At 44.6% G+C, this 26034-nt stretch carries 22 protein-coding genes; 13 read left to right on the forward strand and 9 right to left on the reverse strand.

All coding sequences use genetic code 11. The features are described 5' to 3' along the window. Nucleotides 1-114: 114 nt before the first annotated feature. From carB to RTP55_RS02165, 4 genes are all read right to left on the reverse strand, one after another. Nucleotides 115-3354, reverse strand: a complete 3240-nt coding sequence (gene carB / locus RTP55_RS02150; RefSeq protein ID WP_312383850.1) for a carbamoyl-phosphate synthase large subunit — start codon at nucleotides 3352-3354, stop codon at nucleotides 115-117. Between the two features lie 111 nt (nucleotides 3355-3465). Continuing rightward, nucleotides 3466-4317, reverse strand: a complete 852-nt coding sequence (locus RTP55_RS02155; protein WP_312383851.1) for a PhzF family phenazine biosynthesis protein — start codon at nucleotides 4315-4317, stop codon at nucleotides 3466-3468. Further along, nucleotides 4318-5511, reverse strand: a complete 1194-nt coding sequence (gene carA / locus RTP55_RS02160; protein ID WP_312383853.1) for a glutamine-hydrolyzing carbamoyl-phosphate synthase small subunit — start codon at nucleotides 5509-5511, stop codon at nucleotides 4318-4320. It abuts the gene before it with no gap. Nucleotides 5512-5767: 256 nt separating this feature from the next. Beyond that, nucleotides 5768-6001 (reverse strand): hypothetical protein, encoded by a 234-nt coding sequence (locus tag RTP55_RS02165; protein ID WP_076774895.1) that lies wholly within the window; start codon nucleotides 5999-6001, stop codon nucleotides 5768-5770. A 134-nt stretch (nucleotides 6002-6135) separates the two neighbouring features. Here RTP55_RS02165 and RTP55_RS02170 point away from each other — a divergent pair, with 134 nt between their 5' ends. Both RTP55_RS02170 and RTP55_RS02175 read left to right on the forward strand, forming a co-directional pair. Next, nucleotides 6136-7407 carry an FAD-dependent monooxygenase gene (locus tag RTP55_RS02170; RefSeq protein WP_312383856.1) on the forward strand — a complete coding sequence of 424 codons (1272 nt, stop codon included), beginning with the start codon at nucleotides 6136-6138 and terminating at the stop codon, nucleotides 7405-7407. Continuing rightward, nucleotides 7404-8651 (forward strand): FAD-dependent monooxygenase, encoded by a 1248-nt coding sequence (locus tag RTP55_RS02175; protein WP_312383859.1) that lies wholly within the window; start codon nucleotides 7404-7406, stop codon nucleotides 8649-8651. The genes RTP55_RS02170 and RTP55_RS02175 overlap by 4 nt, the downstream gene beginning before the upstream one ends. Nucleotides 8652-8726: 75 nt before the next feature. Here the strand turns inward: RTP55_RS02175 and RTP55_RS02180 are convergent, their stop codons facing one another. After that, nucleotides 8727-9941 carry an OmpA family protein gene (locus tag RTP55_RS02180; RefSeq protein WP_312383862.1) on the reverse strand — a complete coding sequence of 405 codons (1215 nt, stop codon included), beginning with the start codon at nucleotides 9939-9941 and terminating at the stop codon, nucleotides 8727-8729. Between the two features lie 517 nt (nucleotides 9942-10458). On the opposite strand from RTP55_RS02180, the gene RTP55_RS02185 reads away from it, so the two are divergent. The 4 genes from RTP55_RS02185 (at nucleotide 10459) to purE (ending at nucleotide 13858) form a co-directional block, all read left to right on the forward strand. Beyond that, the gene (locus RTP55_RS02185; RefSeq protein WP_065253622.1) at nucleotides 10459-11088 is read left to right on the forward strand and encodes a rhomboid family intramembrane serine protease; all 630 of its coding nucleotides are present in this window, start codon (nucleotides 10459-10461) and stop codon (nucleotides 11086-11088) included. Between the two features lie 143 nt (nucleotides 11089-11231). Continuing rightward, nucleotides 11232-12167, forward strand: a complete 936-nt coding sequence (locus RTP55_RS02190) for a metallophosphoesterase (RefSeq protein ID WP_312383865.1) — start codon at nucleotides 11232-11234, stop codon at nucleotides 12165-12167. Nucleotides 12168-12265: 98 nt separating this feature from the next. Next, a complete protein-coding gene (locus RTP55_RS02195; protein ID WP_065253624.1) occupies nucleotides 12266-13180 on the forward strand; it encodes a bestrophin family protein in 915 nt (304 codons plus the stop codon). A 120-nt stretch (nucleotides 13181-13300) separates the two neighbouring features. Continuing rightward, a complete protein-coding gene (gene purE, locus RTP55_RS02200) occupies nucleotides 13301-13858 on the forward strand; it encodes a 5-(carboxyamino)imidazole ribonucleotide mutase (RefSeq protein WP_312383867.1) in 558 nt (185 codons plus the stop codon). Between the two features lie 40 nt (nucleotides 13859-13898). Here the strand turns inward: purE and RTP55_RS02205 are convergent, their stop codons facing one another. Together RTP55_RS02205 and RTP55_RS02210 are read right to left on the reverse strand one after the other, a co-directional pair. Next, complete coding sequence (locus RTP55_RS02205; RefSeq protein WP_060995081.1) at nucleotides 13899-14561, reverse strand: DUF3226 domain-containing protein; 663 nt, start codon at nucleotides 14559-14561, stop codon at nucleotides 13899-13901. Continuing rightward, nucleotides 14561-15634 carry an AAA family ATPase gene (locus RTP55_RS02210; RefSeq protein ID WP_312383870.1) on the reverse strand — a complete coding sequence of 358 codons (1074 nt, stop codon included), beginning with the start codon at nucleotides 15632-15634 and terminating at the stop codon, nucleotides 14561-14563. The genes RTP55_RS02205 and RTP55_RS02210 overlap by 1 nt, the downstream gene beginning before the upstream one ends. A 151-nt stretch (nucleotides 15635-15785) precedes the next feature. Between RTP55_RS02210 and RTP55_RS02215 the strand changes: the two genes are divergently transcribed. The 4 genes from RTP55_RS02215 to RTP55_RS02230 all read left to right on the forward strand — a co-directional run bounded on the left by RTP55_RS02215 (nucleotide 15786) and on the right by RTP55_RS02230 (nucleotide 20467). After that, complete coding sequence (locus RTP55_RS02215) at nucleotides 15786-18731, forward strand: valine--tRNA ligase (protein ID WP_312383872.1); 2946 nt, start codon at nucleotides 15786-15788, stop codon at nucleotides 18729-18731. 71 nt (nucleotides 18732-18802) lie between these two features. Next, nucleotides 18803-19555, forward strand: coding sequence for a hypothetical protein (locus tag RTP55_RS02220; protein WP_099807589.1), 753 nt, complete (start codon nucleotides 18803-18805; stop codon nucleotides 19553-19555). Between the two features lie 171 nt (nucleotides 19556-19726). Then, on the forward strand, nucleotides 19727-20182 hold the full coding sequence (locus RTP55_RS02225; protein WP_157819353.1) for a hypothetical protein: 456 nt from the start codon (nucleotides 19727-19729) through the stop codon (nucleotides 20180-20182). 30 nt (nucleotides 20183-20212) lie between these two features. Next, complete coding sequence (locus tag RTP55_RS02230) at nucleotides 20213-20467, forward strand: hypothetical protein (RefSeq protein ID WP_099807591.1); 255 nt, start codon at nucleotides 20213-20215, stop codon at nucleotides 20465-20467. Between the two features lie 59 nt (nucleotides 20468-20526). Here RTP55_RS02230 and RTP55_RS02235 read toward each other — a convergent pair whose 3' ends face one another. Both RTP55_RS02235 and polA read right to left on the reverse strand, forming a co-directional pair. Continuing rightward, entirely contained in the window at nucleotides 20527-20757 is a 231-nt protein-coding gene (locus tag RTP55_RS02235) for a hypothetical protein (protein ID WP_099807592.1), read from the reverse strand. A gap of 83 nt (nucleotides 20758-20840) precedes the next feature. Then, nucleotides 20841-23687: a DNA polymerase I gene (polA, locus tag RTP55_RS02240; RefSeq protein WP_312383876.1), complete on the reverse strand. Its 2847-nt coding sequence runs from the start codon at nucleotides 23685-23687 to the stop codon at nucleotides 20841-20843. Nucleotides 23688-24110: 423 nt separating this feature from the next. On the opposite strand from polA, the gene RTP55_RS02245 reads away from it, so the two are divergent. The 3 genes from RTP55_RS02245 to RTP55_RS02255 all read left to right on the forward strand — a co-directional run bounded on the left by RTP55_RS02245 (nucleotide 24111) and on the right by RTP55_RS02255 (nucleotide 26033). Further along, nucleotides 24111-24890, forward strand: coding sequence for a thioesterase family protein (locus RTP55_RS02245; protein ID WP_409418401.1), 780 nt, complete (start codon nucleotides 24111-24113; stop codon nucleotides 24888-24890). 22 nt (nucleotides 24891-24912) lie between these two features. Next, complete coding sequence (locus tag RTP55_RS02250) at nucleotides 24913-25566, forward strand: methyltransferase domain-containing protein (protein ID WP_312383981.1); 654 nt, start codon at nucleotides 24913-24915, stop codon at nucleotides 25564-25566. A gap of 101 nt (nucleotides 25567-25667) precedes the next feature. Beyond that, nucleotides 25668-26033: a hypothetical protein gene (locus RTP55_RS02255; protein WP_309592967.1), complete on the forward strand. Its 366-nt coding sequence runs from the start codon at nucleotides 25668-25670 to the stop codon at nucleotides 26031-26033. Nucleotide 26034 lies beyond the last annotated feature (1 nt).

The raw sequence follows: 26034 nt of genomic DNA on the forward strand, positions 1-26034 counted from the left end.
ATAAACATGGCTGTACTTAGGGCAAACCCAGTCTACACCCTAAACCTTAGGATTATCTTAGCCCATAAAAAAATACTGACAGCGCTGGCTATCAGTATTTTAAAATAGCGGTGGTTATCCCTGTGTATGTAGCGCTTGGAGCTTATACACATCAAATGGTAGCTGCACTTTATACGCTTGGGTAACTGCTGCCGCGGCATTTAAGGTGGTCACATTAAATACTTTATGCTGTAAGGCTGAGCGGCGAATCGAGAACGAGTCTTCATGCGCTTGTTTGCCTTCAGTGGTATTGACCACAATCGCAATCTCACCGTTTTTGATGGCGTCGACGATATGTGGGCGACCCTCGGTAACTTTGTTAATGCGCTCACAGGCGATACCGGCTTCGGTCAAGATTTTTTGTGTACCTGAAGTTGCCACAAGTTTAAAACCATAGTCGGCAAATTGTTTTGCCACTGGTACTAGATTGGCTTTGTCGCTTTCACGCACTGATAAGAACACTTTTTTAACTTCATTCTCCACTGGCAAACCGGGCAATCTATCATTACTGCCGATGATGGCTTTGTAGTAAGCTTCACCAAAGGTCTGACCTACACCCATGACTTCACCCGTTGATTTCATCTCAGGGCTTAAGATGGGGTCGACGCCTGGAAATTTGGCAAAAGGGAAGACCGCTTCTTTGACCGCAAAAAATGTTGGAATCACCTCAGTGGTAAAGTTTTGTTCCACAAGCGTTGTGCCCGCCATACAACGCGCAGCGACTTGCGCAAGTGAAGTGCCGATGCATTTTGATACGAAAGGCACCGTACGTGAGGCACGCGGATTGACTTCAAGAATATAAACCACACCATCTTTGACCGCGTATTGGACGTTCATCAAGCCCACCACACCCAGCTCTTTTGCCATCGCCACGGTTTGTTCGCGCATCACATCACAAATCTCTTGGCTGAGTGAATACGGAGGGATTGAACACGCTGAATCGCCTGAATGCACGCCCGCTTGTTCGATGTGCTGCATGATACCGCCAATCACCACATTGGTGCCGTCAGAGATACAATCCACGTCCACTTCAATCGCATCATCCAAGAAGCGGTCCAGTAATACAGGGGCTTCGTTGGACGCTTGTACGGCTTCACGCAAATAACGACGCAGTTCGTTTTCGTTATAAACGATTTCCATCGCGCGACCGCCCAACACGTAAGAGGGACGGACAACTAGGGGATAGCCCACTTGCGTCGCTTTGACTATACCGTCTTCGGTACTGGTCGCCAAGGCATTGGGTGGCTGAGTAAAGCCCAATTGCTGAATCATGTGTTGGAAACGTTCACGGTCTTCTGCACGGTCAATCGCATCTGGGCTGGTACCGATGATATGCACACCTGCAGCTTCCAATGCGCGCGCTAATTTTAATGGCGTTTGTCCACCGTACTGCACAATCACGCCTTCGGGTTTTTCGATGCGCACGATTTCAAGCACATCTTCTAACGTAATAGGCTCAAAGTACAGACGGTCAGAGGTGTCATAGTCAGTGGAAACCGTTTCAGGGTTACAGTTGACCATGATGGTCTCATAACCATCTTCACGCATTGCCAAGGCGGCATGCACACAGCAATAGTCAAATTCAATACCTTGACCAATGCGGTTGGGACCGCCGCCGATGACCATGATTTTTTTGTTGTTAGTTGGATTGGCTTCACATTCGTCATCATAGCTTGAATACATATAAGCGGTTGACGTCGAAAACTCCGCGGCACAGGTATCCACGCGTTTGTACACAGGATACACGCCCAAATCCCAACGTTTTTTACGCAGTTGTTTTTGTGAAATTCCCAAGAGCGTTGCCAAGCGTAAATCTGATAACCCTTTACGTTTGAATTGACGCAAGTTGTCGCTGGTCAAACCGCCAAAGCCAGTTTCTTTCACCAATTTTTCCGTTTTGACGATGTCTTCAATTTGCACTAAAAACCAAGGGTCAATGCGAGTAAACTCAAACACCTCATCCACGCTCATGCCAAAACGGAAGGCATCAGCAATGTAGAAAATACGGTCAGGTGTGGGGGTTTTTAACTTAACTTTTAAGGTGCTGCGAATGGTATCCTCGTCTTGATTGAAATCAAGATACTCATCAAAACCATTCACGCCAATTTCAAGACCGCGTAACGCTTTTTGCATCGACTCTTGGAAATTACGACCAATCGCCATCACTTCACCCACCGATTTCATTTGGGTAGATAAGGTGCTGTCAGCTTGGGGGAATTTTTCAAAGTTAAAGCGCGGTACTTTAGTCACCACATAGTCAATGGCGGGCTCAAAGCTGGCTGGGGTCAAGCCGCCTGTAATGTCATTGCTAAGTTCATCGAGCGTGTAACCGACCGCAAGCTTTGCTGCGATTTTGGCAATCGGGAAACCCGTGGCTTTAGATGCCAAGGCAGATGAACGGCTGACACGTGGGTTCATCTCGATGACCACCATACGACCTGTTTTTGGGTCAATACCAAATTGTACGTTTGAACCACCGGTCTCCACGCCAATCTCACGCAGCACCGCCAATGACGCATTACGCATGATTTGGTATTCTTTATCCGTCAAAGTCTGAGCAGGTGCCACAGTGATAGAGTCGCCTGTATGCACACCCATAGGGTCAAAGTTTTCAATCGAACAGACGATGATGCAGTTGTCTTTTTTGTCACGGACAACTTCCATCTCGTACTCTTTCCAACCAATTAAGCTTTCGTCAATCAATAGTTGGTGAGTGGGCGATAAGTCAAAACCACGCTCACAAATCTCGACAAATTCGTCACGGTTGTAAGCGATACCACCACCCGAACCGCCCATGGTAAACGATGGGCGAATGATGCAGGGAAAGCCGACCTTGGCTTGAATGGCGAAGGCTTGTTCCATGGTTTCGGCCACTTCGGCGCGTGGGCACTCTAAGCCGATTTTTTTCATCGCTTTATCAAATAAATTGCGGTCTTCGGCTTTTTCGATGGCGTCTTTGGTCGCGCCAATCAGCTCACAGCCATATTTGGCGAGTACGCCATGCTTGTCCAAGTCTAACGCACAGTTGAGCGCGGTTTGTCCGCCCATGGTTGGCAAGATAGCATCAGGGCGTTCTTTATCAATGATGCGCTCTACCGTTTGCCAGGTGATGGGCTCGATGTAGGTGGCATCTGCCATGACGGGGTCAGTCATGATGGTGGCGGGATTTGAGTTAACCAGAATGACGCGGTAGCCTTCTTCACGTAAGGCTTTACAGGCTTGTGCGCCTGAATAGTCAAATTCACAGGCTTGTCCGATGACGATAGGACCTGCGCCAATGATAAGAATGGATTTGATGTCGGTACGTTTTGGCATTGCTTTACACCCTTTTTAACTGCATTACTTAAAATTTAAAATAAAAAACTGAGTACTAAATGATGTTTTAAAATCCTAATTTTAAAAAAAGCGCGATTAACGCACTTTTTATTATAAATAAAACTCACCTTTGCCCACTTCGATGACATTGCCACCCACAAAAATGTTTTGCTCGTTATCGACGTTGAGCGTCAAGCGGTTGGGTCGCCCCATATCATCGCCTTGATAAATGGTTTTGGCAATTGGGTATTTATTTTGTAGGATAAAATACGCCCCCAAATTGGCACACGCTGACCCCGTTCCGCTGTCTTGGATAATTGTCCCATTTTCTAAAGAGAAAAAACGCACGAAGATAATGTCTTTTTCCATCGCCCAAAGACAAATCATCTCTCGTCCTTGATTTTTTTGGCAAATTGTTGCCAATAAATCTTTATCAATCTTGGCGTTAAACAGACTTTCTTTGCTCAATACCTGCAAAAACAACTGGGGTGAACCGCTATTTAGCCAATACGCTTGACTATCAATGCCATTCACCGTCAAGCCGACCGCCTTTGCTAATTCTTCTGCGGTGGCGTGACTAATTTGATGGTCAAAGCCTGTTAGCGATAGCGTGATATGGCTGTCGTTGGCGGTGATTTGTACGGGTTTGGCGACTGTATTTAGCATAAAATTAGTCGATAAATCATTTAATTGTTTTAAAACAAACGCCGAGCCAAGCGTGGGATGACCTGCCAGTGGCATTTCATAATTTGGGGTAAAAATACGTAAATTGGCGACGGCTTTTGTACCATGTAAATCAGTGGGCGCAAAGATAAACACCGTTTCACTCAAGTTAAACTGCTGAGCAATCGACTGCATTTGCTCATCATTTAGCCCATCGGCATGGGGAAATACGGCAAGCGGATTACCACCAAAATGGCTTTCGGCAAAGACATTAACCAGGTGAAAAGGGTATTGTTGCATTTACGCTTTCGCCTTTGCCATCATAGCTGCGAATTTATCAAATAGTGGCGCACAGTCATGGGGTCCTGGGCTTGCCTCTGGATGTCCTTGAAAACTAAACGCAGGCTTATTAGTGAGCTCAATGCCTTGATTTGAGCCATCAAACAATGAGCGATGCGTCACTTTCACATTGCTTGGCAGGGTGGCTTCATCCACCGCAAAACCGTGGTTTTGTGAAGTAATCATCACCGTACCTGCTTCAATATCTTGCACAGGGTGGTTGGCACCATGGTGACCAAATTTCATTTTCAAGGTTTGCGCGCCGCTAGCCAGTGCCAATAGCTGATGACCTAGACAAATACCAAACAGCGGAATATCGGTTTGCGTAATGATGTGTTTAATCGCATCAATGGCATAAGTACAAGGTTCAGGGTCGCCAGGACCATTGGATAAGAAAATACCATCTGGGTTGTGTTTGAGTACCTCGCTGATAGGCGTTTGGGCTGGCACAACGGTGACATGACAGCCGCGGTCAACGAGCATGCGCAAAATGTTGGTTTTGACGCCAAAGTCATACGCCACGATGTTAAATTTTTGCTCAATGTCAGTGCCCAATTCTTTAAAGTGACCACAAGTTGGGCTCACTTCTGGACTCACCAATTGCCATGAGCCTTGCGTCCAGGTAAAACCCGCTTGGTCACAGCAGACTTTCGCCAAGTCCATGCCTTTGATACCGGCAAAGCTTTTGGCAAGTTCGATTGCTTTGGCTTCATCCAGATGACCGTCGCTATCGGCGGTCATAATACAACCGTTTTGTGCGCCTTTTTCACGTAGTAGGCGAGTGAGTTTACGGGTGTCGATATCAGCGATGGCAACGGTGTTATGGTTAATCAGATACTCATTGAGTGATTGGCTTGAGCGAAAGTTACTGGTCGCCATGGTCAAATCACGGATAATCAATCCATTTGCCCACACTTTGTGAATACGACCTGACTCTGTGTCTTCATCGTTGGTACCAGTATTACCGATATGCGGGTAGGTTAAGGTGACGATTTGCTGGGCATAGCTTGGGTCAGTCAAGATTTCTTGGTAACCTGTCATCGCTGTATTAAACACGACTTCACCAACGGTGTGTCCGCTAGCACCGATGCTGCGACCATAAAAAACCGTACCATCTGCCAATGCCAAAATTGCTTTTGCGTAATTCGTGTTCACCTAGTGCCTCCGCTCGTATCCTGTGTTCTACCCATGTGTGCGACGGTAAATTATGCCCAGTCAATGCACATACCGTAAAAAGTATCGCCCACAAAAAAGCGAGAAGACATTGATTTTAAAGAAAATAGCTAACTGGTTTTAATGCGTTACCAGTCTGTGCCATTAACTTTATCATGCCAACTCGCTAAGGTTTGATTTTGCCTATTTTAACAGAACCTCACAAAAAAAGGTAGCCAAAATTTTTGTCGAAGTCAGTCTAAAAAGTACGTAAACTTGGTTGAAACAAACCGACCACAAACCAAATCGTTTCAACAATCCAAATGATCAGTACATACAAGCGGATTTGCTCAGCGGTCCAATCTAGCGAAAACCAGCCAATTAGCCACCAAGATAGCCAGCCTTCTAGCCATTTTGCGCCATTTCCCAGCAGCACCCAACTATAAAATATACTGCTAAGCAAAAACAGCAATAACCACTGTAATAGCGACATTTTGCTTAGTCCTTTAACATTTGCTTTATGGATTTTACCCAATTGCCGCCACAAAGCGCGTAAGGATTTGTGCTAAACTGGTAAAAAATTCTGATAAGGTGCGCTTTAACCGCCCTTTAAAAAAGAGAACAATCATGAATATTCTTACCCCCCAAACTGTGGTGATTATCGGTGGCGGCAATGTTGGTTTATCCTTTGCTTTACTGCTTGCCGACAAAGGCATCTCAAGTACGTTACTAGAAAAAGCCAACTATCCGACCATCAGCCCTGATGATGACTTAGACCGCGCGCAATTTGACAGCCGTAACATCGCGCTGTCACGCCGTACGGTACAAATTTATCGTGGTATCACCTTTAATGGCAAAGCGCTATGGGATGATTTACAAAGCCATGCCTGCCGCATCGATGAAGTTAACATCAGTGAAGAAGGTAGTTTTGGTAAAGCCACCCTCAATAAACACGCTGAAGGGGTGGAAAGTTTTGGACAAGTGATGGAAAACGCATGGCTTGGCAAAAAATTACTGCTCGCCGTGCAAAACAATCCGCTGATAACCCTGCTAGACGGTGCCACCTTGACCGATATAGAGCAGACGGCAACCGATGTCACTATTCGCTTTGACCAAGCCCACCAAGCTCGCCAAACCTTAACGGCTGATTTATTGGTCGCGTGCGATGGTCAGCACTCGCCAAGCCGGCAACTACTGGGCATTGGCGCAACTGCACACGATTATCACCAAGTAGGTGTCGTGGGCGTGGTCATGACGGACAAACCGCACCAGCATCAAGCGATTGAACGCTTTAATAAAATGGGCGCAGTTGCTGTGTTGCCTTTGGTTGATGCGTTTGATATCAGTCAAGGGGATGGACGACAAGCCCAGCAAGGCTACCGCCGCTCTGTGGTGTGGGTGTGCCCAAAAGGCGAAGAACAGCGCTATCTGGACGACGACCAATACTTTCTTGACACCATTCAACAAGCCTTTGGCAGCCTAGCAGGCAAGTTTGTCAAAGCGGGTAAACGCGGTGCGTATCCACTGGTGAAAATATTGGCAGATAGTCAAGTCAAAGGACGCTGCGTCATCATGGGCAATGCTGCCCACACCTTGCACCCTGTGGCAGGACAAGGCTTTAACCTATGTATGCGCGATGCTGATACGCTCGCCAAGATGCTGGCACAGCAAGTGATGCGCGGCAAAGATATCGGCGATAGTCGCATGCTACAAACTTACGCCAAACGCCGTAAAGCTGACCAAAAACGGGTAGAAATTTTCTGCGATACGGTGGTGTATGGTTTTATGCACCAAAATCCCTTGCTCAAAATCGCGCGTAACGTCGGACTCATTGCTTTTGATAAAGTGCCATTTGTGAAACCAGCTGTGGCTACCTTTGCGATGGGGCTGAAATCATGAAAAACACTACATTAATCATCGGCGGTGGTGTTGTTGGCGCGACATTGGCGTTAAAGCTTGCCCAATCGCGCCATCCTGTCACCTTAATCGATGCTCGCCCACACCTCACTCAAGCCGACTGGGAGCAAAAACTCAACCAGCGTGATGCTCGTGTCTATGCGCTAAGCGTCGCCAGTATCAACCTACTCAAAGAGGTCGGTGCATGGCAGCGTATTGAACAAAGCAAACGCAAAGCCGACTATACCCAAATGCAGGTATGGCAGACCAATGGCGTGGGCGAGCTAAATTTTGGTGATGCTCAAACACCGCAATTATTGGGTAGTATGGTTGAGCCCTTTATCATCGAAAAAGCGCTGTATGACGGTTTTGACGATGAGCGTCTTGTCCATCAGGGTCAATCTTATTTGCGCCATATTGCAGGGCATAAGGTCACTGATATTGCGTGGCAAGGTGAAGATTTGGGGTATCAAGTTAGCTTAGATAATGGCACCACGCATCAAGGTAAGCTATTAATCGGTGCTGATGGACGCGGCTCTATGGTACGCCAAGCGGCAGGGATTGGGTTAGATACTTTGGTGTACCAGCAAACGGCAATCTGCTGCGCCATCAAAACCGAGCAGCCACACAAGGCGACAGCCAGACAAGTGTTTTTGCCGACAGGGCCTTTGGCACTTTTACCGTTGGCAGATGTGACGGCTGACGATCAGGCGAACCCGCAACATTGGCAATCGGTGGTATGGACATTGCCGACCAATGCTGCCCTTGATTTACTCACACTCACGCCAAAAGAGCTTGCCAAAGAACTCGCCTTTGCCAGTGGCTACGCATTAGGGGATATCACTGAGATTGAGTCAATCGCCAGTTTCCCACTGGGTGCCCAACATGCCAAAAATTATGTCAAAGCCAACTTGGCATTGCTTGGCGATGCTGCGCATGGGGTGCATCCTTTGGCGGGACAAGGTTTAAACTTGGGTATGCTCGATATCATTGCCTTGAGCGATATTTTGCAAAAAGATTACCAGCGTTCAGGCAACAAGCTATGGGCAAGTTTTGCCACCTTACAGCGGTATGAGCGTCAACGCTACGCTAATAACGCGATGATGATGCATAGTTTTTCAGGGATTAATTGGATTTTTGGTACACAGTTGCGTCCGATTCAGCAGCTACGCAGTGAAGGCGTGAGTATGGTTAGCAAAATCAAACCCTTAATGAAATTTTTTACCCAAAAAGCCAGTGGCATCTAAAAGTTTTTAACAGCAAAAAAAATCCTCGATAACTTATCGAGGATTTTTAACGATGAATCAACTGCGCAAGGTGGTTTAATTCGCTGGGCTTGCAACAGTTGTAACGGTTGTGGTACCGGTTGCAGGAATTGCATTGTCATCAACAATGTATGCATCGACACGGCGGCCTTCTTGGTCTTTACCTGCAGCACCTGTCGTGTCTTGTGGTTTGATCAATTCAAGTTGTGATTGTGGCACACCATTAGCTACTAAGAATGATCTAACCGCTTGGGCACGCTCTTTTGCTAACTTCTCATTGGCAGCGGCATTACCCGTGCTGTCGGTATAACCACTGATACCGATTTTTTTACCTTGTTTAGCGGCTTCAAGGATATCATTGGCTTTTTCTTTAGCATTACCAGCAACTTGTGCTTTACCTGTAGCAAAGTAGAAGCTTAGGCGACCATTTTCAAATACCACTGAAGGCTCAGTGCTAGAGATAGTTGTTGCCGTTGTCTCAGTGGTGGTCATCGTAGTGCCAGAAGCCATTGGCATACTAGCAACAGCGGTATCAGTAGCGGACGCCACAGCTAGGGCTGAGGTATCTGTTGCACTTGCCGCAGAGACTTCAGTCGTGGTAGTCGTTGTCGTTGTTGAAGCAGTGGTAGAAGCCACAACTGGCGTCGCGACTGGCTCAGTTTTGTTACATGATTTTAATAAAGCCCAAGCGAGTGCACCTAAAATCAACAGGCCAATAATTGGCAGTAACATTTTCATCAAGCCGCCTTCTTCAGCTTTCGGCGTAGCAACCAAATGCTCCTCTCTACGAGTGGTCGCTTGGACAGTAGGCGTGGTGGCTGCATGCGCAGGCGACAAATTCAACATAGTCAAAATGCCCGCTGGGATAAATGCATATGCCCAAGCAGGAATCACAGAAGCCACAGACGCAATATTGTTCGATAAGAAAGTATTAAGTGGTGTTGTACCCGCAAGTGAGCGTAGTTCACGCAGTACTAGGGGAGCGGCACGGCTTACCAACGAAGTAGTCTCTTGCTCTGGTACACTGTAATGACGTGAGAGCTGTTGCACTAGCTCTGTACGATGGTTCGTGTCTGGCAGTACACGGTCAAAAAAGCCGTGGTCATCATCAGCGATGGTTGCATTAGCAAAGCTGTTAGAGATGTTACCGTCAGCAAGACGGGCAACCATAATAGCGTATAATTTTTCTAATAAAGATGAGCGGTTTTCGTCATTTGCATTATTTAAAAGAACGGGTGTTACTGTACGGGTTAAATGTTCAATGATATTCATAATTCAATCCTCAAGAAAATGAAGGGTTATCAACCACCATAAAACCAATGTATTATTTTTATATCCAGCACACTAGCCAATAATTCTATTATATATTTTCAAAAATTATTATTTATGGTTGTTGGGTTTATTATTGCATTGCTATTTAATTTACGCTTAACAATACTGAGAAAAACTGCTGCAACTCAACAGATTTTGTTAAGTCTTTTGCAGTATTACTCAAATATAGCTAATAAATTAAAGCAAAATCGGCACGCCTTCAGTTATGTTAAGGTAACTATTGCGTAAATATTGTGTTAAAAATTCCAATCGTCCCCATTTTGGGTAAACTTGGGTAAAGGTGTGTTGCTAAAATTTGAAGGCTTTGTCATTAGTTTCATGCTACAAGGTGAAAGTAATACTACAAGGTAGCTTTAGGTATCACCTATATTAATAAATTCACATTTGGCTTATTGAGATAATACGCTATCTTTATCATAATCGTACTTACCATTATTTATTGCCATTTTGAGGTGCTATGTCACTTTTTTCTAACCATACTTTATTTATCATTATCATTACAGTGGTTGTCAGTTTATTAGCTTGGCAATCACCCCAACTGATGCAAAGGTTGATTTTTTATCCGCCTGCGGTGCAGCGTGGACAAGTTGATCGCTTTGTCACCCATGGTTTTATCCATGCCGATGGGATGCATTTGTTTTTTAATATGTTTACTTTGTATTCGTTTGGGCAAGCGGTACAGGGTTTGTTCATGTCCAAACTCGGCAGTCTAGGGTTTGTGCTGTTTTATTTTGCCGCTTTGGTGGTGGCAATTATGCCAACCTATCTAAAACAAAAAAACAATCCTCGTTATAGCAGTCTAGGCGCATCGGGCGCTGTTTCAGCAGTAATTTTTAGCTATATCTTGATGAATCCTTGGTCGACATTATTGCTGTTTGTGATTCCTGTACCTGCGATTGTGTTCGCGGTGGCGTATGTGGCGTATAGTGTGTGGGCGGATGGGCAAGGTCGCGGCAGTATCAATCATTCGGCACATTTGGTGGGTGGTATTTTTGGTATGTTAGCTACCATTGCCATTGAGCCCGGTATTGTGGCGCATTTTTTTAACCAATTAATGCACCCTAGATTTTTAGGCTTTGGTGGCTAACATTTGGGGGCAAAAAATTGCGTGGCGCCGCTTGCCTGATTACAGCTTGCCCATTCATAGGTTGTACAGCCACAGGTTGCCTAGTTAACAGTCGCTTGGCTGGTTAACGGTAAAGTCGTAAAAAGCAGTAAAAGGTAAAAAATATGATTTATGATGTGATTGGTGATGTGCATGGTCAGGCAGATAAACTCATTGGGTTACTGACGCAGTTGGGCTATCAACATGATGGTCAGTGTTTTCAAGCGCCTCCTAATCACCAAGCGATTTTTATAGGCGACTTGATTGATAGGGGCAGTCAACAGCTGCAAACCTTATCTATCGTATTTGCGATGATTGACCACGGGCAAGCGCTCGCGGTCATGGGTAATCACGAGTATAATGCGTTAGCTTACGCAACACCCGATGCCCGCGATGCAAGCCAATATTTACGACAACATAATGATAAAAATACCTCGCAGCATCAAGCGTTCCTTGATGAAGTAGGGTTTGGTAGTGAGTTGCACCAGTTTTGGCTCAAGCGGTTTTATGAATTACCGCTGTGGCTAGCGCTGGATGATGCGTGTTTTGTGCATGCTTGTTGGGACAGTGATGCGATGGCGATTTTAAAACCGCTGTTAACAACCGACAATCGCTTGACGCCCGTTGCGCTACAAAAAACCAGTGAGGAAGGCACGCCACCTTTTGAGGCACTGGAAAGAGTGCTTAAAGGTGTGGAAGCACCGCTACCTGAAGGCATTCATTTGGTCGATAAAGAAGGTCATCAACGTAAAAATGTACGGATACAGTGGTGGCAACCGAGTTTGTCGTTTCAGCCGATTCACCAGATTGCGCGCGCCAGTCAAGAAGATTTGATTCATATTCCTAAAGACACGTTGACCGCTGAGATTTTGTTTGGTCTTGACCATGACAAACCTATTTTTGTCGGGCATTATTGGCTCAATGGCACGCCTGAGCTACTTAGTCATCAAGTGGTCTGTGTGGATTATTCTGCTGCCAAAGATGGTTTTTTGACGGCTTATCAATTTGACACCGATCATCCGGCTTTGACCTCAGCGAATTTTATTCAATATCAGCATTAACCCAAAGCTAAACTGGGTGTAACATAAATTAAAATATTTATTTAAAGCTTACGGCTAAAAATGATAGCCAGTGAGCAAACGATTAAGATGAGTTAGGTATGATTCGACGTCCGATTGAGCCGCTAAAGATGCTGTTTGTGATGCAAGGCTCGTATTTTAAACGGCTGATTGTGCCACAAGTTTTGTTGTTTATTTTCTCCTTTTTCATCTATTTTTATCAAACCCATATCGCCACCGAGCCTGTACCGCTCAATCCTTCGGTGTTTGCGATACTCGGTATCTCTCTTGCGATTTTCCACGGGTTTTGTAATAACGCAGCGTATGACAGGTTTTGGGAAGGGCGTAAACTGTGGGGCACGCTGGTTTGGCTAAGTCGAAACATCGCCCGTCAAGTGATGACACTGCCCAATGTCAGTATGGCGGAAAAACAAGCCTTTATCCGCCATCAAATCGCTTTTGTCCACAGTCTACGCCAACAGCTGCGGAGTGAGGATAATACAGCAAACCTGCAGCGGCTATTAACAGTTGAAGAACAGCAAGCCGTGGTTGGGCAAAACTTTATTGCGTTACGCTTGACCCAAATCATGGGGCAGATGCTCGCCAACTGGCAAGCCGAGCAAAAAATCGATGTTTGGCAATGGCAAAGCTTGGATAACACCTTGGGTGAAATTGCCCATATCCAAGCGGGCTGTGAACGCATTAATAACACACCGATTCCGTATGCCTATTTTGTGCTGCTGCATCGCACTGTGTATCTGTATTGCTTTATGCTGCCATTTGGACTGGGCAATGCGATTGGCTGGGTAACGCCATTTGTAGTCAGTTTTGTCGGCTACACCTTTATGGCGCTCAATGAAATCGTCGATGAAATCAGCGAGCCGTTTGGTACGGGGGAAAACGAATTGCCCTTAGGGATGATGTGCGATACGATTGAGACGCAGCTGGCCATGCTTAGTCATCAAAAATTTGCCCCTGAACAAAAGCCGCGAGTACCCGCCAATGTGGTGATATAGTTGCCTCATAGATTTTGATTTTCAAGGGTAAAAAATCATGCTATATTAAGTTTTAACCGTGCATTTCATGCACGTTTTTTTATTTTTAGTCCGTCAATTTTTTGGCAAAAGGAATTTTCCATGTCAGCAAGCCAGCCAAACGCCCAGACACACCAGCTACCACCACCCATCCCATCGCCACAAGGTCAAGCCAAAGTCGGTATCATCATGGGTAGTCAATCTGACTGGGAAACCATGCAAAACGCCGCGCAAGTGCTAGCGGATTTTGGGGTACCATTTGAGTGTGAAGTAATATCGGCACATCGCACCCCTGATAGATTGTTTGACTATGCCAAAACTGCCAAAGCTCGCGGACTGTCTGTGATTATCGCAGGGGCAGGCGGCGCGGCGCATCTGCCCGGGATGTGTGCGTCTCAGACGGATTTGCCTGTGCTTGGTGTACCTGTCAAGTCCTCCATCCTAAGCGGTTGGGACAGTTTGCTATCCATCGTGCAAATGCCCAAAGGGGTGGCGGTGGGTACGCTTGCCATCGGGGCAGCGGGCGCGGCAAATGCAGGGCTACTGGCAGCGCAAATTTTGGCGATTGGTGATAGCACCCTCGCGCAAAAAATCAGTGATTTTCGCGCCAAACAAACCCAAACAATTTTGGATAATCCTGTGCCTGGTAAAATGGATTGATTTTAATAAAAACCGCCCTTTAAAATGGCGGTTTTTTGCTTTATCCAAATGTGGTAATAAGCCAGTTTTTAAAATTTTGGTAGGTAGCGGTGTTTGGGTCAGCTAGTGCCAAGGCTTTTGATAAATCTTGGGTGGGTTTTGATTGGGTGGCAAGCCATGTATAAATCCGTGCTTTATCCAGTGATGTGGTAGGATTTTTAAAATGGCTTGTTCCAAGGCTATGGATAAAGTTTTCGATTTGTCCAAAATGATTTTGTTCATTCGTTGGCATCGTCATTTTTATCCAAGTTTCGAGATAGCCTTCATCTTGATTATTTGGCATTAGCCAAACGCCAATTGGGTTATCGTAATCTAAATTTTCAAAATAAATACCTAATTCATCATTTTGTTGTGGGAATTGATAAAATCCTAATGGGTTTAATCGCTCGCTAATTTGCCGTAGATTTTGGGTTTTAATATCGGTTTTATCAGTAAAATCCATGTCAACCAAAATACCAATATGGCTTACTTGTCCTGTTTCTAAAAGTTTTACTAACCTTGGCAGCTGTTGCAATACTGCTTGTTTTGTCGTGTAGGCGGTTGGCTCAAGGTCTTGGGGTGTTGCTACGTCAATGTTTAATTGAAGGTTTAGATTTTCATGACGCAAAAAAGTTTGGATAAATAATTTATCTGATTCTGCTTCAACAATAAGGTGCTTTATCATTATCTAACCTCAATATTCATTTTGGTTAGATTGTATAAGTCATCTTCATCAAATACGGTGGCGATAAGTTTGCCTTTATCAGATTTGCGGACGCTGTGACCCATGCGAAATAGTACGCCTTCCATGTCGGTGCGGTCTTTGGCGACTTGGGAAAAACTTTCGATACAGTCCCAACTGTGGGTAGTGGCAAATACTTGGATGTTAAAGCGGTGGGCGAGTTCAAAGATAAGTTCCCAAACTTTGGGCTGAACGCTGTAATGTAGTCCGTTTTCAAATTCATCTATTAAAAGGATACTATTTTTTGACTTTGGAATTTCTAAAATAATCTGTAATAGTCTGAAAATTCCATCACCCATTTGATGTAATGGTATTCTTCTTTCAATATTTTTAAGTCTAACAAATGGTATTCTTGTTTCAGAATCCACCAAACTTAGAAAAGCCAAGTTAGTTATATCGCTATCAATCAACTTAAGCATTTCCAAAACTAAATTTTCATCATCTGTTAATGCAATTTTATCCCATGAAGAAGCAAACAAATTTAAGTCAATGTTATTAGTAGTGATATAACCAAAATTAAAAGCTTTCTTTTTCATATGATGTGAATTTTCGGACATATCCATAAATAAAGCTCTATTACTCATAGCTTTGACTTCAAAGTTCATAAAATTTCTATCATCAATAAAATAGGTAAATGAATATCCTTTTTCTCTATCTATGTCCAAATTATTATTTTTACCATTCTTAACATAACCAAAAGTTAAATAATGGCTTTGATTTCCAATATAAGTCCAATTCAAAAAAGGGTTCTCATTAGATTTACTTATGATATTTTCAATTGAAAATACCTTAGATTCTGTGTCTTTTGTATTTAGATGACGATATACATTTCTATTATTTGAAATAAATAGCATTACTTCAGGATTAAACCCACTTGCTAACAAAGCTAAGGCTTCAAGAACGGTACTTTTCCCCGAATTGTTTTTCCCCACAATCAAATTCACATGACCCAATTTCTCAATTGTCACATCTTCCAAAATCCGAAAGTTCTTAATCTTTAGAGATTCTAAGTGCATAACGCAAACCTTACGAGTTATTAACCCATTTATTATTTTATCAACCGCTATCTTACCCACAAAATACTCTACAATCTAGGCAATTTACGGTAAAATCCGTTAATTACCTTTTTGACATTCCTTTCTTTTTTATTGCAAAAGTTGACCATCTATGAGCACGCAACATCAAATCGCCCAAGCCTTAACGTCTTTAGAAAACGCTTACAACCCAAGCGACGTCGAAAACGGCATGTACCAAGTGTGGGAAGACAAAGGCTATTTTCAGCCAAGCTATGATAAACAACAATCGTTTTCTATTGCCCTGCCACCGCCGAATGTCACAGGCTCACTGCACATGGGGCACGGCTTTAACAATGCCATCATGGACACGCTCACCCGCTATCACCGAATGCTGGGCGAAAACACCCTCTGGCAACCAGGCACTGACCACGCAGGGATTGCCACGCAAATGGTCGTTGAGCGTCAATTGAACGCCCAAGGCATCAAACGCCATGATTTGGGGCGCGAAAAGTTCCTTGAAAAGATTTGGGAGTGGAAAGCCGAGAGCGGTGGCAACATCACCCGCCAAATCCGCCGTCTAGGTAGCTCGGTGGACTGGAGCCGTGAGCGTTTTACCATGGATGATGGGTTGTCCAATGCCGTCAAAGAAGTGTTCGTGCGTCTGTACGAAGATGGACTGATTTATCGCGGTAAACGTCTAGTCAACTGGGATACTAAGCTACAAACCGCCTTGTCGGATTTGGAAGTAGAAAATCATGACGAGAAAGGCTCACTCTGGCATTTTCGCTATTATTTGACCGACAAAAATGCCAAAACCCAAGATGGTAAAAATTACCTTGTCGTTGCCACCACCCGCCCAGAAACCTTGCTCGGTGATACTGCCGTTGCCGTGAACCCAGAAGACGCACGCTACCAGCACCTTATCGGGCAAACCGTGACGCTACCGATTACAGGTCGCATTGTGCCGATTGTGGGCGATGACAAAGCGGTGGACATGGAATTTGGCACAGGCTGTGTCAAAATCACCCCTGCCCATGACTTTAATGACTATGAAACAGGCAAACGCCACAATTTGCCGATGATTAATATCTTTGATAATTCAGCGAATATCTTGCCAGAGATGCAGATTTTTACTGATTTACAAACCAAAGAGCCACAGCTTGAGACCACGCCAAGCGAGTATGCAGGACTTGAGCGGTTTGCCGCGCGTAAAAAAATGGTTGAGCAAAGCGAGGCTGAAGGCTGGCTTGAAGAAATCAAACCGCATGATTTAAAAGTGCCCAAAGGCGACCGCAGTAACACCATCGTTGAGCCGTGGCTCACTGACCAATGGTATGTATCCATCGAAAAACTGGCAAAACCTGCCATCGAGGCGGTGGAAGACGGGCGCACCGAGTTTGTCCCTGCCCAGTACAAAAATATGTATATGGCGTGGATGCGCGATATCCAAGACTGGTGTATCAGCCGTCAGCTTTGGTGGGGACACCGTATCCCTGCGTGGTACGATGACGAGGGCAATATCTATGTCGGGCGTGATGAAGCGGAAGTCCGCCAAAAATACCACCTTGCTGATAGCCTAGCGCTGCGCCAAGATAGTGACGTACTAGACACTTGGTTTAGCTCGGCATTGTGGACGTTTAGCACCCTTGATTGGACAGGCGAGCTAAACTTTGACGACTATAGCCAAGCACTCAAAACCTTCCACCCAACCAGCGTATTGGTCACTGGTTTTGACATCATTTTCTTCTGGGTTGCCCGTATGATGATGATGACCCTATACTTTATCAAAGACAAAGACGGCAACCCGCAAGTGCCATTTAAGACGGTGTATGTGCATGGCTTGGTGCGTGATGGACAAGGGCAAAAAATGTCCAAATCCAAAGGCAACGTACTTGACCCGATTGACCTGATTGACGGCATTGATTTAGAAACCCTAGTCGCCAAACGCACCACAGGTCTTATGAACCCCAAAGACGCGCAAAAAATCGAAAAAGCCACGCGCAAAGAATTTGCCGACGGTATCCCTGCGTTTGGCACGGACGCACTGCGCTTCACTTTCACGTCGCTTGCCAGTACGGGACGTGATATCAATTTTGACCTCAAGCGCATTGAAGGCAATCGCAATTTTTGTAATAAGATTTGGAATGCCACCCGTTTTGTGCTGATGAACTGTGTCGATAAAGATGGCAATGCGCTAAACATCGACAAAACCGCCAATACTGAGTTGTGGGAATTGCCAGAGCAGTGGATTATGAGCCGTCTAAACTCCACGGTGAAAGCCATCCATGAGCACATGAGCCAGTACCGTTTTGACTTGGTGAGCCAAGATATCTATGAGTTTATCTGGAATGAATACTGCGACTGGTATGTCGAGCTTGCCAAATCGAGCTTAAACGATGAGTCGGTGAGTGCCGAGCGTAAAGCCCAAATCCGCTATGTGCTGCTCAACTGCCTTGAAGTCGCCATGCGCTTTACCCACCCGATTATGCCGTATATCACCGAGAGCATTTGGCAGACCATTGCCCCTATCATCGATAAAAAAGCGACTGACAGTATCATGACTGCTGCTTTCCCAACAGCGGATGATAGCCTAATCAGCCTACAGACTGAGCATGACATGACGTGGCTACAAGCGCTGATTGGGGCGATTCGTAACATCCGCGGTGAAATGAAGCTTGGCAATGCGGTGCGTCTGCCTGTGCTACTTGATAACATCAGCGATGAGGAAACCGCCCGTCTTAGCCGTATTGAAAATCAGTTCAAATCGCTTGCCAAAGTCGATACGCTGACTATTGTGAATGCGGGTGACGGCTCTGATAAAGAGTTACCGTTGTCGTCATCGAGTATGGTCGGGCAGTTAAAAGTGCTCGTGCCGATGAAAGGCTTGATTGACCCAACGGCGGAGCTTAATCGCCTTGCCAAAGCGCAAGAAAAGCTTACTAAACAAGCAGAAAGTCTGCGTAGTAAGCTTTCTAATGAAAGTTTTGTGAGCAAAGCGCCTGCCAATGTGGTGGAAAGCGAGAAAGCGAAACTAGCTGAGATGGATAGCCAACTTGCCGAAATGCATAAACAAATTGAGCAGTTAAGAAGTTTGTAATTTAAGTCTATTTGAAAAAATTAGGCATAATTGAGTCTTGTTATGCCTTTTTTTGCAATTAAGGTAAAGTTATGAATGTCTATCTACCACTATTTAATATTTTTGAAGAAAACCTTGTTTTACAAAAATATAGGAATGCCACACAAGATGAAATAAGGCAATCAAATTACGATTTAAACTTAGTTACTCGTGGTATTCCAATTTATCAAATTATTTTAGAAAACCATTTGCAATCTGCTATGTATATGGCGAATAAAGGTGAAGATAATCAATTGGAATTTGCCATTGATGACATAATTGAAAAAAGTAAAGTTTTCAAGGTATGGCGAAGTTATATGCCATCTAAAATACCCCAATTTTTATGGAATTATCAAAATCGGTATGCTCGTTGTAATGTTTTTAATGTTGATAAAGAAATTAATAACATTGGTATTAAATTAAGTGTAGGGCAGACTCTAATTCATGGTGGTTATTGGTATAATCATTCAACTGACACAATAATTACTGATAGACCTTTATCTACAACTTTTTGTCCGCAAGTAGCCTTACGTAATGCTGAGTGGTGTGGTAAAGCTTATGATAATGAAAGAATAGATATAATGGTTTTAAGAGTTTTAAGCCCAAGAACGAATGTTTATGTATTTAAACAGAAAGGAACTGATAAAGGACATGAAAAAGAAGTAGTTTTTGCTTCTGGTGCCAAATTGACCAAAGTAAAGGAGCATTACATTACCCATAGAACAGCTTACAAATCTGATAATAACAGCCAGCAACTGTTAGAAAAGTTAGTACCAATTTATGTTTTGGAAGTTAATATTTCTTAAAACGCAAAGTAGGATAAATAAATCTTTACCTTTGAAATTAGAAGCGAGAATTTAATTCGATTTATTTAAACATAGTATTTTATGAAAGAGATATAAAAATTGCTCATACTAAAAGGCATTCACGCTACAACCGCATACCATGCGAAAAATATCAATAAAAATGGATTTATTGTGCCACAAGAAAATTCTGGTAAAGCGGGCAGTGGATTATATTTTTGGAACTATGAAAGTAATCGAAAAAACGCTTTAGAATTATCAAAACAATGGTGGGATTTTGCTTTAAATAAAGCCAATATATACGACAGAAAGCAAGATTGTTCATTAGTACAATTTGATTGCGAAATACATATTCCTGAAGAAGAATTACTAGATTTTGTGGGAGATATCGCGTTATATGAAGCGTTTTTAGACGCTTATCCAATCGGTTTATATGATGAAGCCACTTATGGTGCAAAGTTGGACGATTTTATTAACATATTAGAACGAGTATCGAATCAACAATTCACTGTTTGTCGCATGAATTTATCAGTACCAAATTTAAGAAAAGTACCGTTTGCAAATGCCTTTCCTGCGTTCATTATCAAAAAGCCTATTGATATTTTTATCAAAGAATGTCTTAATAGTTAAATCAATTGGCATAAATTACAGGATATCATGATGATTAATCAAGAAATCTTAAATGCCGTTGTTCAAGAGATTAAATCGACACCAGCAGATGAGTTAGAAAGACGACTTCAACAGTCAGAACAATCTGCTTTTGCTCAATCAATTAATGAACTTTCGGCATTTTCAAGCTCAACTCCAACCGCCAAAAAGCCAAAACGTTTAGCTTTGCGTACCTTTTCGGTATATCGAGCAGAAGCGTTAAATCGTCGAAATAGAGTAAAGCACCGTTTAAGTTTTAGTAGATAATTTGTAACGTAATAAAAAACCCACAAAATCTGTGGGTTTTCATATGAACTTTAAAAAACTTATTTAAAAAGGCGAATGTCTTCCAAAGTTGGAAAATCCTGCCACGCTCCTGCTAGTTCTTGCACGTCAGACGACCAGTGAGAATTGACTTTATTAGGCTGATTAAACATACCAACACGTTGTTTGATTAGCTTATCAAGCCAACTAGTAGACGACAAGTTTTCCGCTTTGGCTTGGTGCAAAACTTGCTCAAGTACCTCATCATCAAGGGTTAAAACAATTTGCGCCATGTCTCTCTCCTTATTCGCTTTTCTCAAAGTATAACTGACAAATTCGGATTGAGCCAATCGGTTTACTCAACTACTAATAAAGCTTAATGCGCCTCATCCCAATTATCACCAATGCCCACTTCAACCACAAGCGGCACCGCAAAATCCACATCCCAGCCTTTATCTTTGGCTGTCTTAGATAGCACCTCTTGCATGGCGTTTTTTATCAACTCGGCAATCGCCTCGGCTTTATCCTCATCCGCTTCAAACACCAGCTCATCATGCACCTGTAATAGCATTTTGGCATGGTCTTGGGGCAATACCTCATTCACCGCAATCATGGCAAGTTTGATGATATCGGCAGCACTGCCCTGTAGTGGCGCATTAATCGCCGCGCGTTCTGCCGCTTGGCGCACGCCGCGGTTGGGGTGCTGCATATCGGGGGTAAATAGCTTACGCCCCAAAATCGTGGTGATATAGCCTTGATTTTGGGCAGCCGTGCGGGTGGCTTGCATATAGGCACGTACCGTAGGGTAGCGGGCAAAGTACAGCTTGATATAGTCTTGCGCTTGCTGGCGAGTAAAGCCCAACTGCTTGGCAAGCCCAAATTCACTCATGCCATAGAGTAGCCCAAAGTTGACCGCTTTGGCTTGGCGACGTTCTTCACTGGTGACATCATCAAACGCCTTGCCCAAAATCTCAGCGGCGGTGGCGCGGTGAATGTCATGCCCCTCCTGAAACGCGCGGATGAGCACAGGGTCATTGGCAAAGTGTGCCATCAGCCGAAGCTCGATTTGCGAATAGTCGGCTGATAGCACTTTGCGACCTTTGGGGGCAATGAACGCGCCACGAATGAGCCGCCCAGTATCAGTGCGAATAGGGATGTTTTGCAAATTTGGCTCAGTCGATGACAACCGTCCTGTGGTCGTCAACGCTTGATGATAACTGGTATGCACACGGTCGTTGCTGTCTGCCACATTTGCCAACGCGTCTGTGTAGGTGCTTTTAAGCTTAGACAGACTGCGATGCTCAAGCACGGTTTCAATTAGCGGATGGTCGATGGTGGCAAGCACCGCTTCACTGGTGGAGTATTGCCCGGTTTTGGTTTTTTTACCGCCTGTGATGCCTAAGCGGTCAAACAGCACTTCACCCAACTGCTTTGGACTGGCAAGGTTAAAGGTTTCGCCCGCTTGCGCAAAGGCGACTGTTTCAAGTGCTTGGATTTTTTCATCAAAGCGCGCGGATAGTTCCCCCAAAAACGCTTTATTGAGCAAAATCCCATCATGCTCCATTTGGCACAGGATTTGGGCAACGGGGATTTCTAGTTCATGCAGCAGCTTGGCGTTGTTCGGTTCGGCGTTGAGTTTTTCGCTAAACAGTTCAAATAGCTGATAGGTGATATCGGCGTCTTCACAGGCGTAGTCACTTGCCACGGTTAAAGGGACTTTGTCAAAGGTGATTTGCTTGGCGCCTTTACCTGCCACATCTTCAAAGGTGATGGTTTGGGTGTGTAGATAGTGGCGTGCCAAGTCGTCCATACCGTGGCGGGTAGCAACAGCGTTAATCACATAGCTGGCAAGCATGGTATCCATTGCCCAGTTGCTCGGCTCGTTGATTAAGTCGATATGGTAATTTGCCAAAATATGCGCGTCATATTTTAAGTGCTGACCGATTTTGCCGATTTGTGGATTTTGCAAAATCGGTTTTAACTGGGCTAAAACATCCTCACGGGCAAGTTGTTCAATCCGATTGCCCATCTCATCAACGTGGGCAACAGGTACATAATAGGCTTCATGAGACTGCAGCGCAAACGATAAGCCGACAAGCTCGGCATGTTGCCAATTTACATCGGTGGTTTCGGTATCAATGACAAAATGCTTTGATGCGCCAAGGCGTTGGATTAACGTATCAAAATCGGCTTGGCTGGTGACAGTATGCCACTGTTTGTTGGCAGTATTTTTGCTATCTTGGCTAGTTTTAATCGCTTCCACCACAGCATTTTGAGCAGGCTCAGCGGCTTTAAAATTGCCGTTATTGGACGGGTGAAACGGATGATTGAGCGACGCTATTTCACTTTTAAATTCCAGTTCGGTAAAAATTGCGCGTTTTTCTGCTATGTTAAAACTTGGGTCACTCGGTAGTCGCAACGTCTCCCAGTCAGGCACGATATCAAGGTCGGTGATGATGGTCGCCAAGCGTTTATCCAGCGCAATGCTGTCGGTGCTTTGCAAAAAGGTTTGTTGTTGCTTGCCTTTTAACTGGTCGACATTGGCAAGGATATTGTCAATGCTGTCGTATTGCTCAAGCAGTTTTTGCGCGGTTTTTGCGCCGATGCCTGCGACACCCTTGATACCATCCGACGCGTCGCCCATGAGGGTGAGATAGTCGATGATTTGACGGGGCTCAACGCCAAATTTTTCTTTGACCCCTGCGATGTCGTAACGCTTGTCATCAAAGCTGTTTTCCACGATGACGCAAGGATTGACCAGTTGGCACATATCTTTGTCGCCTGTGGAGATGATGACATGATGACCTTCTAGGCAAGCACGGTGGGCGAGTGTACCGATGATGTCGTCAGCCTCTACGCCTTCAATGGCGAGGAGGGGTATGCCCATCGCTTGTATCATCTTGTGAATGTAAGGGATTTGCTCGGCAAGTTCGGCGGGCATTTCTGGGCGGTCGCCTTTATAAATGGGGGAAAGCTTGTGGCGAAAGGTGGGCGCTTTGGTATCGAATGCCACCGCCATGTGTGTCGGGCGGTATTTTTCCATCAGTTTTTTGAGGGCGTTGAGCGTGCCGCGGATGGAGTTGGTGTGCAAGCCTTGGGTGGTTTGCATGGTGACAGGCAAGGCGTGAAAATTGCGGAACATATAATATGAGCCGTCCACCAAGATAAACGGCGGCTTTTCGGTGTTGATGTGATCGGTATCAAGTAGGGCAGTTGCAGTCATAGGATTACTTATCTTTATGTTGTTAAAATAGGGTGTCAAAATACAGGCGAATATCAAAATATAAGACAGTGTCAAAATATAGGAAAAAATTTTATATTATCCGCGTATTATACTGGCTTTTTGCGGCTAATCGTTAAGCATTTCAAACTCATTTATTGGCAGAAGGTGGATAGATGTTGGCGGATGCAAATCGGGTGTATGCTAAGCAAGTGCGAAGTTTGGCGGGTTGTCATGGCGGCAACTTTGCAAAAATTCCACCAATAGCCGATAGCCAATGTGCTACAATTTTTTAGCAATTTTAGGCACAACCAATTTTTAGGCACAACCAATTTCTATTTATAACCAATTTCTAGGCACAACCAATTTTTAAGCAAAAAAGGGAACTTTATGGGCAATACCTATTACACACTGCTTGACCGCACCATGACCGATGATATCACCACATCAAACTACCGCTGCAATATCCACTGCCAAGGCGCATGGAATGATAACGAACAACACATGGCGGCAGCGACAGGACTGTTAGCTTACGAGCTTGAACAATTCAAACCGCGCAGTGACATGCGTATCGGGCGCATCAGTCTAGATATTTTTGGGCTGATTCATTTTGGCGATGTTAGCGTGACCACCCACATCATCCGTCCGGGTCGCACTATCGAACTGATCGAAACCACCATGGCAGCCAATGGCAAAACCTGTATCGTTGCCCGCGCGTGGCGTATGCAAACCAGTGATACATCAGAGATTGCAGGGCTTGAAGATGAGCGAATCGGTCATCCAGAAAGCTACCCGAACTGGGACGGTATGAAGCATTGGGGTGGTGGCTATATTGACAGTATTTATCTTAAAGCTGACCCCGACAACCGCCAAGGCGACGGCATCGTGTGGATCAATACCGATATCGACATGGTCGAAGAAAACGGCGAAGTACAGCCCACATCCGACTTTGTGCATTTGATGGGGATGGTCGATACCGCCAATGGCGTGGTACCGCGTATTCACCAACCCAATACCATTGAATGGTTTTTCCCCAATTTAGATTTGCAAATCCATCTGCACCGTATGCCTGTTGGGCGTTGGCTGGGACTTGAGACTGTGCAACAATTTGGGAGCGATGGCGTGGGTCTGACCAGTAGCGTGCTACATGACGCACACGGCGCATTTGGTCGTAGCGAGCAAATTTTAACCATTCGAAAAGCCTAAAAAACTATCAGGAGCAGCAATCATAGAAGATAACAACACGCTAACTGAACACTCGGTCAACGACGCCGAATTTTGGCAAAAACGCTATGATAATGGCTATACTGGGTGGGACATCGGTAAAATTTCGCCACCCCTGCAAGCCTATATCGAGCATTTACTCGACAACGGCGTGAGTAAATCGGTGCAGATTTTAATCCCTGGGGCGGGCAACGCCTACGAAGCAGGCTATCTTCACGAACAAGGTTTTAGCCATGTTTATGTGGTGGATTTTGCCAATCTCCCTTTGGATAATTTTGCCAAGCGCTATCCCAGTTTTCCCAAAACGCACTTGCTACAAGCGGATTTTTTTGGCTTAGACCCTGCGCAGTATCAGTTTGATTATATTATTGAGCAGACGTTTTTTTGCGCGATTGACCCCAGTAGACGCAGCGATTATGCCAAGCAAATGCAAAAGCTCCTCAAACCCACGGGTAAATTGGTGGGCTTGTTGCTAGATAAGCATTTTGAAAGCAATCCACCGTTTGGTGGCGACAAGCAAGAATATGAAACATTGTTTCAGCAGTTTTTCACCATTGATACACTGGCGCCTTGCTATAATTCAATTAAGCCCAGACAGGGTAGCGAATTATTTTTTATCCTAAGCCAAAAGAAGGTAGAGAACGCACGTATTTTTTAAGGGTTATACTACTAATCGTTAAACCACTAATTTTTCAACTGCTAATCGTTACCCTAGCATTTTTTTGGCGATACATACTGATACACATTGAGGCAATCAAAATGATGTTTCTTGAACTTCATGAAGGCACGATTGGTTTGAAGGATATGAAGCGTATCGTCCACAAGTTACTTGAGAACAAGGCGGTGTTTAGACAGTTAAGCCCCGAGCTTTACAGCGATTTGGCTTATATCATCACCCCGACGCTTGCAAGCGACCACAATGAAGCCAATATCCGTGCCAAATTTCGCGAAGTTGTACAAAATTTTGTGATTCAAGGCGACAATGGTCAGCCCATGCGGTTTTATCGTGATGAACAATTTAATCGCTTGTACTTTGGTGATGAAGCAGGCTGGAGAGAAGCGCAGGGTTTTGAAGCGCGGGAAATGGATGCAAGCCTGCTTCAAAAACAATTACCTAAGCTTTAAA

This window comes from Moraxella sp. CTOTU47579, assembly GCF_032004885.1.
Lineage (GTDB): Bacteria > Pseudomonadota > Gammaproteobacteria > Pseudomonadales > Moraxellaceae > Faucicola > Faucicola tetraodonis.

Coding starts and splice junctions, on each gene's coding strand:
- carB (WP_312383850.1), bottom strand. CDS start 3,354: ATGCCAAAACGTACCGACATCAAATCCATTCTTATCATTGGCGCAGGT.
- RTP55_RS02155 (WP_312383851.1), bottom strand. CDS start 4,317: ATGCAACAATACCCTTTTCACCTGGTTAATGTCTTTGCCGAAAGCCAT.
- RTP55_RS02165 (WP_076774895.1), bottom strand. CDS start 6,001: ATGTCGCTATTACAGTGGTTATTGCTGTTTTTGCTTAGCAGTATATTT.
- RTP55_RS02170 (WP_312383856.1), top strand. CDS start 6,136: ATGAATATTCTTACCCCCCAAACTGTGGTGATTATCGGTGGCGGCAAT.
- RTP55_RS02175 (WP_312383859.1), top strand. CDS start 7,404: ATGAAAAACACTACATTAATCATCGGCGGTGGTGTTGTTGGCGCGACA.
- RTP55_RS02180 (WP_312383862.1), bottom strand. CDS start 9,941: ATGAATATCATTGAACATTTAACCCGTACAGTAACACCCGTTCTTTTA.
- RTP55_RS02185 (WP_065253622.1), top strand. CDS start 10,459: ATGTCACTTTTTTCTAACCATACTTTATTTATCATTATCATTACAGTG.
- RTP55_RS02190 (WP_312383865.1), top strand. CDS start 11,232: ATGATTTATGATGTGATTGGTGATGTGCATGGTCAGGCAGATAAACTC.
- RTP55_RS02195 (WP_065253624.1), top strand. CDS start 12,266: ATGATTCGACGTCCGATTGAGCCGCTAAAGATGCTGTTTGTGATGCAA.
- purE (WP_312383867.1), top strand. CDS start 13,301: ATGTCAGCAAGCCAGCCAAACGCCCAGACACACCAGCTACCACCACCC.
- RTP55_RS02205 (WP_060995081.1), bottom strand. CDS start 14,561: ATGATAAAGCACCTTATTGTTGAAGCAGAATCAGATAAATTATTTATC.
- RTP55_RS02210 (WP_312383870.1), bottom strand. CDS start 15,634: ATGCACTTAGAATCTCTAAAGATTAAGAACTTTCGGATTTTGGAAGAT.
- RTP55_RS02215 (WP_312383872.1), top strand. CDS start 15,786: ATGAGCACGCAACATCAAATCGCCCAAGCCTTAACGTCTTTAGAAAAC.
- RTP55_RS02220 (WP_099807589.1), top strand. CDS start 18,803: ATGAATGTCTATCTACCACTATTTAATATTTTTGAAGAAAACCTTGTT.
- RTP55_RS02230 (WP_099807591.1), top strand. CDS start 20,213: ATGATTAATCAAGAAATCTTAAATGCCGTTGTTCAAGAGATTAAATCG.
- RTP55_RS02235 (WP_099807592.1), bottom strand. CDS start 20,757: ATGGCGCAAATTGTTTTAACCCTTGATGATGAGGTACTTGAGCAAGTT.
- polA (WP_312383876.1), bottom strand. CDS start 23,687: ATGACTGCAACTGCCCTACTTGATACCGATCACATCAACACCGAAAAG.
- RTP55_RS02245 (WP_409418401.1), top strand. CDS start 24,111: ATGACCGATGATATCACCACATCAAACTACCGCTGCAATATCCACTGC.
- RTP55_RS02255 (WP_309592967.1), top strand. CDS start 25,668: ATGATGTTTCTTGAACTTCATGAAGGCACGATTGGTTTGAAGGATATG.